The sequence below is a fragment of the Microcoleus sp. B4-C2 genome (assembly GCF_036705265.1).
GTDB lineage: Bacteria > Cyanobacteriota > Cyanobacteriia > Cyanobacteriales > Microcoleaceae > Microcoleus.
The window spans coordinates 111,439-119,354 of the sequence record NZ_JAUBUB010000008.1; the positions used below are offsets into that span (position 1 = coordinate 111,439).

Below are 7,916 nucleotides of genomic sequence, written 5' to 3' on the forward strand. Positions count from 1 at the left end.
TTTGTGGAACAGGCCGGAAAGCCTGTTGCTGACATTGGTGCGAAGTCAACTCCAAGCGGACTAAGAGATAAAGGGGATATCAAAGCTGTATTATGTGAATCTATGCAAAAGCTCGGTTTATTTTTATTTATCCTATCTTTTCTACCGTGGTTGGCAGTCTTATTTGTTGTACCCTTCCTGCTGCTGGACATTACCCAAAAAACTACTTTATCTGTCGTTCTGGCTGTTGGGCGGAAGTTTGTTTTTGGATTAGCGTAGTGCTGTTGGGGAAAGAAGTAGTTACCAAATATCGGCGTTATTTGCATCCCGATATCTTTGGAAAAAACTTAGAAATTTTAACCGCAGATGAACAGCGTTCGACGCCGATAATCAGCCTAGAGATTGGCGTTTATCTGCGGTCAATGTTGAGCTATTCGCTGAAAATTTGCAAGCGAATAGAGCGTTCTCCGTCTCCGAAATCCACTTCAATCTTTTCTCCCGACAGACTGTCCAAGCATCCCAAAAGCAACCGCAAATTGGGTGTGCTTGCTCCTGTATCCACGTATAATCTATCTGCCAAACTGCCTAAACGCTTCCAAATCGTGTAGAGTTTGACTACTGTTTGTTCTAGCTGTGCGGCTTGTTTTACAACGTCGGCGGTGGTTCCCAAACAGCCTACTCGCAAAGATTCTTCTAAGGCCATTTCCATATCTAAGTGAGACTGATTTAGAGCTTGCACTTGGGCGGCGGCGTCGAGATATTTTGATAAGTTCTTGGCGTCGGATGTTAGCTGTTTAACAGTATCTACGTCGGGATTTTCTGCTACTTCTTTTTGAATTTCGCTTTGGTGAGATGGAGAGAGTTTCTCCATTTCTTTGACTAAAGGAGCGAGGTAGCGGGAAGGTAGAGAACCACTAGATGCTTTTTCTTTGACTTCTTCTGGCAATAAATCTGAGTTCATTGCCATCCATTCGTCGGAGAGTTGTTTGACTTCGCGGCGGGTGATGCGATCGCCACTTGCTGCGGCATCTGTTACCATTTGCTGCACTTCGGGAGATGCTTTGGCGGTTTCTACAAAGGCTCTTTTGCTGAAGTTTCTAATGGAATCTGGGTCTAAATCTCCTTGCTGAATCAGAGTGTCGGCACTATTAGCTAATTCTATCAAAGAATAGGCTTGACTTTTGCCAATTTCTCTTTCTTTGAGCCAGTTCAAAAAGCCAGTGCCTCGTCCTTCGCCACCTTTTTTTTCTCTGTCTCTAACTGTTCGGAGAATGCGTCCCCGCCAGATGTCGGTTTGCAAGTCGAAGCGATCGCACACTTTCCAGGCATTGTCAACCTGATTGTCGAAATCAAAGTCTGGTATTTGTTCGTCTTCGGGGTCTGGCAATTGGAAATTGATATCGGTAAAGCCGTTGAGGGCTTCTGCAAGTTCTGCGGGATTTAGGGGGACTTCAGCCATTAGAAAAAATTTGTGTAGTGCAACAGCCGGTTTAATTGATAACTTGCACGGGTTGACAGTTGAGACGCTATATGTAGCGGTAAGGTAGGCAAGATTTACCTACTAATAGAGCTTTTGTGCAAGTCATATCATTATTGCACGATGGGGGGCGATCGCTACCTGTACAAAAAATCTTCTCCGAGAGTGACCGCACAGCGTCGCAACAATCAAAAAGCCCGTGGCACAGATAGTCGGATATTTTGCAACAAGAACCACTAACCGGATAGTTAAAGGAACTAATTACCCACTACAGCGGCGATACTTTATCGCGTTCAACCTCCTCGCCTGGAGTCGTTTTGCCGTTCAAAGTTGTACCATCACCGGGTAGATTTGTTAATCTATCGCGTTTCCGAAAGCGATCGCGAGTCGAGACAATGACCACATACAGCACCGGCACCATAAACAAACTCAAGAAAGTAGAAACAACCATCCCCCCCGCGATCGCATTCCCTAGCGATCTACGACTTGCAGCCCCCGCACCTTCCGGGTTAATTAGGGGAGCAATCCCCAAAATAAATGATAGAGAAGTCATCAAAATCGGTCGTAAACGCTCTTGAGAAGCCTCAACTGCTGCCTTAGTAATTGAATATCCCTGCTCCCGCAACTGGTTAGCAAACTCCACAATTAAAATCGCATTTTTACTTGCCAATCCAATCAACATCACCAAACCAATCTGGCAATAAACATCATTCGCCAACCCCCGCAACGACTGAGCTAAAAGTGCACCTAAAATCGCCAGAGGAACCGACAGCAAAATAATGAAAGGATCGACATAATTTTCGTACTGAGCCGCCAAAACCAAGAACACAAAAATCAGCCCCAAACCAAAAATAATTGGTGCTTGACCCCCCGACTCAATTTCTTCTAAAGAACTCCCCGACCATTCATATCCAAAACCCGACGGCAAAACTTCAGCCGACACCTTTTCCATCAATTTTATCGCCTGTCCAGAACTCGATCCCGGAGCCGGAGAGCCACTAATTTCAATTGACCTATATAAATTGTAGTGGTTAACAGTTTGCGCTCCCACCACCGGAGTTATTTTCACCAAATTGCTCAAAGAAATCATTTCATTTTTTCCAGAGCGGACATACAATTTCCCAATATCTTCAGGGTTATCACGAAACTGTTTATCCGCCTGAACATACACCCGATAATTGCGCTGCTGCAGATTAAAATCATTCACATACTGAGAACCAAGAGCCGTTTGTAACGTACTGAAAACATCATTAATCGGAATATCTAGAGCCTTAGCTCGATTGCGGTCAACTTCCACAAGTAACTGAGGCGTATTTGCAGCAAACGTACTAAATACCGCCTGCAATCCGGGCGTCTGATTCGCCTGCTTTAAAATCCCGCCCATCGCCTGAACTAGAGAATCTAAACCGCTGTTCCCTTTGCGGTCTTGCAATTGAAATTGGAAGCCGCCAAATTGACCTAAACCTTGAATAGCCGGCGGATTCACCGGGAAAATTCTCGCTTCTGGAATCGCGAAAAACTTACCCTGCAATTTACCAATAATCGCTTGTACGGTTTGAGCTTCACCTTTCCTTTCTTTCCAGGGTTTAAGGGTAGTAAATATAATCCCCTGGTTGGAACTATTACCACTAAAACCAAAGCCACCTACCGAAAAAGTACCCACCACTTCAGGAACATTGAGGATTTCTTGTTCAACTCCATCCATCACCTGCTGGGTGTATTGCAGCGAAACGCCTTGAGGCCCTTGAATAATTGTCAGAAAATAGCCCTGGTCTTCCTCTGGGATAAATGCTGTTGGTACTGCTAAATAAAGCCAAGCGGTGAATCCCAGAGAAGCAATAAACAACAGGGTAACAAGGGTTTTAAATCGTGTTAAGAATATTAAGGACTCTCTATATTTCTTTTGCATCCAATCAAGAAAAATATTAATCCGGTTAAACACCCAACCCAACGGGCCGCCAAACTTCTTACCTGGGCGCAGTAATATAGCGGCAAGTGAGGGAGTAAGAGTAACCGCCATAAAGGTAGAAAGCAGCACGGAAAAAGCAATTGTTAAGGCAAATTGTTTATAGAGTGCTCCCGTTGTCCCAGGGAAAAATGCCACTGGTACGAACACGGCCATCAATACTAAGGAAGTGGCTATTACAGCACTAAAAAGTTCCCGCATTGACTCGGAAGCTGCTTGGCGGGCATTCATACCTTGGCGGACTAGACGGTCAATATTTTCGACTACGATGATAGCGTCATCAACCACTAAACCTGTTGCTAAGGTAAGACCAAATAGAGACAAACTGTTAATCGTAAAGCCGAAAGCTTTGATAAAAGCAAATGTCCCAATCAAGGAAATGGGTATTGTGAGGGTGGGAATAATCGTAGTGCGCCAATCTTGCAGGAAAACAAAAATAACTATCACCACTAGCAAGACTGCTTCAAACAGAGTTTTGACTACTTCTGCCATTGACTCTTGGACAAATTGAGTCGTATCTAGTGCGGTTCTATGTATCACCCCCGGAGGGAAGTTTTTCGCTAATTTCTCCATTTCTGCTTTGACGGCTTGGGCAACATTTAGAGCATTACTTCCGGGTAATTGGTAAATCCCTAAACCCACCGCGTCATTCCCTCGAAATCGCAGAAAAGAGTTATAATTTTCTGCTCCTAATTCTGCTCTACCGACATCTTTTAACTTAACTAAAGTTCCATTTGCTTCGCTTTTAATAACTATGTCTTCAAATTCTGTGGGGCTTTTGAGACGACTTTCTGCACTCAAATCAATCTGATACATTTGCCCTTCTGGGGCGGGTTCTTGACCAATTCTTCCTACTCCAACTTGCAAGTTTTGTTCGTTAATTGCTCTTGTTACATCTTGCATTGTTAGATTACGAGCCGCTAATTTATTGGGGTCGATCCACAGGCGCATAGCATAGCGTCTTTCCCCAAAAATTCGCACGTCGCCCACGCCTTTTACTCTCTTTAAAGTGTCTGCTAAATAGAGGTCGGCGTAGTTGCTTAAAAATATGGTATCGTATTCTTTATTTTCGGTAAATAATCCTATAGCCAGCAGTAGGCTGTTAGATTGTTTTGTAACTGTAACTCCTGTGCGTTGTACGGCATCGGGGAGTTGTGGCTGAGCGACTGCAACTCGATTCTGCACATCGACGGCGGCGATATCTTTGTCGCGGGAAGTATCAAAGGTGGCTGTAATGGTGCTAGTTCCACTGTTAGTGCTACTGGAAGTTAGATATTTCAGTCCTTCAATGCCGTTGATTTGCCTTTCTAGGATGTTTGTTACCGCATTTTCGACAACTTCAGCATTGGCACCGCTATAGTTGGCTGTGACGTTGATTTGGGTGGGGCTGATGTCGGGGAAGCGTTCGATCGGCAATGTGGGAATGCTGATTGCGCCTACCAAAACAATAATTAAGGCGCAGACGCTAGCAAAGACTGGTCGTTTAATAAAGAAATCTGCAAACATTATTTGGGTAATGGGTAGTTGTTAGTTGATAATTGCTAATTCCTAATTGCACTTGCGTCAAAAATTAAAATAGCCCCCTTTTTTAGAGCGGAGCAATCAAGTAGTTTCACGTAAGGTACGTAGTTGCCCTTTAGCGCTCTTAATTTACCTATTAAGAGCGCTAAAGCGCAACAACATACCTTATTTTTGGCTTGCTAATGGTAATTTTTCCCCTGCTCCTTTCCCTTCCTCTTGAGCCATAATGGGAGCGCCGTCTGTCAAGTTAAGGATGCCTGCGGTAACAATTTTTTCGCCGGCTTTCAAACCTTCGATAACTTGATAATTATTCCCCTGAATGGCTCCCAATTTCACGGGCTTTTGCCGCGCTACTAAAGGTGGCATTCCAGGTTTTGGCTGTTCCGGCTTTTGAGCTGTGAAGACAAAAGTTTCCCCACCTAAGCGAGTAACTGCTGTTACTGGAACTAAAATTCCGGGGTTCTGTTTCCAGATGACTTTTGCTTTTACAAACTGGAGATTAAGCAGTTCGCCAGTGGGGTTGGGAAAGGTGGCTTTAGCTAAAATTGTTTGGGAATTGGCGCTGACGTTCGGGGAGATAAAACTGATTTGACCTTGGGCGATCGCCTTACCTTGAGCATCGAGCATTTGTACTGGCAACCCTAAGCGTAATTGAGGCATCCGTTCCAAAGGAATTGATAACCGCAAGTCTAGCAATTGGTTCTCTGTCAGGGTGGCGATAGCGTTGCCTTTTTGCAAGTAATCACCTACTTTCACTGGTATGTCGCCGATGACTCCTGCGAAGGGGGCGATGACCGCAGTTTCTTGTAGTTGTACTTCAAAGCCGCGCACTTGAGCGGCGGCCTGGGCAACTTGCGCTTCAGCTTGATCGAGCTGTTCTTGGCGAGTGCCGTTGGCTAACTGGGCTAATCTACTCTTGGCTTGTGCGACTTCTGCTTCGGCTTTGGCTATTTCCTCTGGGCGCGAACCGTTTTGCAATTGCCGCAAAGCTTGCCGCTGCTGTTGCAAGGCTGCTGTGCGGCGATCGATCTCGGCTTGTCTGTTCTTTTGTCGCTGCTCAAACCGCCTTTGAGCTTCTCGGAGATTGGCTTTGGCGCTGCCTTCTTTTTGGGTGTATTGCTCAAGGGTGTTCGCGGATTCGGCGCCTTCTTTTGCCAAGGCCTCATATCTGGCAAGTTGCTGGCTGGCTAACTTTGCTTCGGCTGTGCTTGCTTCTATTTGCGCTCTTGCTTGGGCGATTTCTTCTAAGAGGCTACCTGTTTCGGCATCGGCGAGGTCGGCTTCAGCTTGGCTAACGCGGGCTTGGGCTTGACCAATTTCTTCTGGCCGAGAGCCCGATCGCAGTTGGGCGAGGTTGGCTTGGGCTTGGGCGACTTGGGCTTGAGCTTGGGCGATTTCTTCGGGCCTGGCTCCTGCTTGCAATTCGGCTAAGTGGGATTGAGCGCGGATCAGGTTGGCTTGGGATTGCCTCAAGTCCGCTTGGGCGCTGTCGCTTTTCATGCGGGCGATGGCTTGCCCTTGATTTATGAAGTCGCCGGCTTTGACAAAAATCTCCGTGACTAGCCCTTCTGCTTCGGGTTTGATTTGTACCGAACGCTTGGCTTCTAAGCTGCTAACAAATTCGGAAGCATCTTCGACTGAGCTGGTTTGTACGGCTGCGATCTTGACTGGTATGCCTGGGGGTTGGGCGGCGGCTGCCTGTTGCGGTGCGCGAGTCTGGCCTGATTGCCACGAGTACCAGCCGAAACCTGCTGCGCCTGTGGCGATCGCGATCGCCGCAATTAGAGGCCAGCGCGATCGTGGTTTAGCAACAGGTTCCGGGCGATCGACAACGGCGGGAAAATCCTCTGGTAGATCGCTGTCTGCATCGGTTGGGTGCAGTTCGGGTGTGGCAGGTTTTTGCTCTTCTGTTTCAACGACGGATTCTGGGGATTTAGAATAACTCATGGGCAGCACCACTTAGATTTTTTTTAACTTCTGACTGAGACTTGGGCGAAATCTTTGATTCTCCGGCGTTCCCCTCCAACAAGGGGGAATAATGACAAGGGATTTTAAACAGGATGGAATCGGGAAAGTCTCTTTTTAATGGGGTTGGGGTATGTGCAGGGCTTTAGTCTCATCACAGTTAGCCAAGCCTAGGGGTGATTATTTTTAGGAAAGCTTCTTGTTATTTCTCAAAAGTTACGATGGCAGGAATGATTGCACATCCTTCTTACGAGTCACCTGAGTGGGTGAGTTGGAAGGATTTTCCCTTGGATTCAGCGGATTCAGCGGAGGTTGGGGAGTCACGCACTTGGGCGATCGCACTTTTTTCCTTGGCTAGTTGCTCGGTTAACCACTCAATCTCTGACGCCAGCACTGACTCGCAGCGATCGCGAGAAGCAAATTGATAGTCGTCCGTTAGTGGATATTCGCTCTTGAGGCTTTCGATGTAGTCTTGACGGGTGTAACAGGCTCGCAAGCGGTGTTCCAATAGCTTCAGCCGTTCTGCTGGTTCTAAGTCGCCAAAAAAGAAAAACTTAATTTGGAACCGGGAACCACTGTTAACCCAGCTTTCTTGAGGGTGTTCGAGCATTTTTTGCCGCCAGAGTTCGCGCCCTTGGGCGGTAATTCCGTAGATTTTGCGCTGACAGCCCGCATCTCCGGCTTCTTCGGCAATTGTCGCAATCTGGCCTCGCTCTTCCAAGCGCTTCAGGAGTGGGTAAATCGCTCCATAGTTGACGCTGATGCAACTGCTCATAAACAGCTCCAGTTTTTGCTTTAGCCGATAGCCGTGCATGGGTTGCAACTGTAGCAGTCCAAGTGCTGATAATTCAAGCATTTATATCAAGTTGATATTATAGTCTGGATTATATCACTATATCGGACTCAAGGGCGATCGGGTCAATCGATTTTAGATTTTAGATTTTCGATTTTCGATTAAAGAATTGACTTGCGCGAGATAAATGCTCTTTCTTGAGGATTTTCGATTTT

The 7,916-nt window shown here is 46.4% G+C and carries 4 protein-coding genes and 1 pseudogene; 1 reads left to right on the forward strand and 4 read right to left on the reverse strand.

Annotated elements, in window-relative coordinates; all coding sequences use genetic code 11:
- A pseudogene (locus tag QUB20_RS05300) lies at nt 1-258 on the forward strand (hypothetical protein); the annotation flags it as partial.
- A 151-nt stretch (nt 259-409) separates the two neighbouring features.
- Here QUB20_RS05300 and QUB20_RS05305 read toward each other — a convergent pair.
- From QUB20_RS05305 to QUB20_RS05320, 4 genes are all read right to left on the reverse strand, one after another.
- Nucleotides 410-1,438 carry a hypothetical protein gene (locus QUB20_RS05305; protein WP_333243538.1) on the reverse strand — a complete coding sequence of 343 codons (1,029 nt, stop codon included), beginning with the start codon at nt 1,436-1,438 and terminating at the stop codon, nt 410-412.
- 286 nt (nt 1,439-1,724) lie between these two features.
- Entirely contained in the window at nt 1,725-4,928 is a 3,204-nt protein-coding gene (locus QUB20_RS05310) for an efflux RND transporter permease subunit (protein ID WP_333243534.1), read from the reverse strand.
- A 180-nt stretch (nt 4,929-5,108) separates the two neighbouring features.
- Nucleotides 5,109-6,890: an efflux RND transporter periplasmic adaptor subunit gene (locus tag QUB20_RS05315; RefSeq protein ID WP_333243531.1), complete on the reverse strand. Its 1,782-nt coding sequence runs from the start codon at nt 6,888-6,890 to the stop codon at nt 5,109-5,111.
- A gap of 265 nt (nt 6,891-7,155) precedes the next feature.
- Complete coding sequence (locus tag QUB20_RS05320; protein WP_333243528.1) at nt 7,156-7,764, reverse strand: PadR family transcriptional regulator; 609 nt, start codon at nt 7,762-7,764, stop codon at nt 7,156-7,158.
- Nucleotides 7,765-7,916: the final 152 nt, after the last annotated feature.

What these genes read in the sequence shown, in the direction of transcription:
- QUB20_RS05310 (WP_333243534.1), bottom strand. Translation starts at nt 4,928, where the DNA reads ATGTTTGCAGATTTCTTTATTAAACGACCAGTCTTTGCTAGCGTCTGC.
- QUB20_RS05315 (WP_333243531.1), bottom strand. Translation starts at nt 6,890, where the DNA reads ATGAGTTATTCTAAATCCCCAGAATCCGTCGTTGAAACAGAAGAGCAA.
- QUB20_RS05320 (WP_333243528.1), bottom strand. Translation starts at nt 7,764, where the DNA reads ATGCTTGAATTATCAGCACTTGGACTGCTACAGTTGCAACCCATGCAC.
- QUB20_RS05305 (WP_333243538.1), bottom strand. Translation starts at nt 1,438, where the DNA reads ATGGCTGAAGTCCCCCTAAATCCCGCAGAACTTGCAGAAGCCCTCAAC.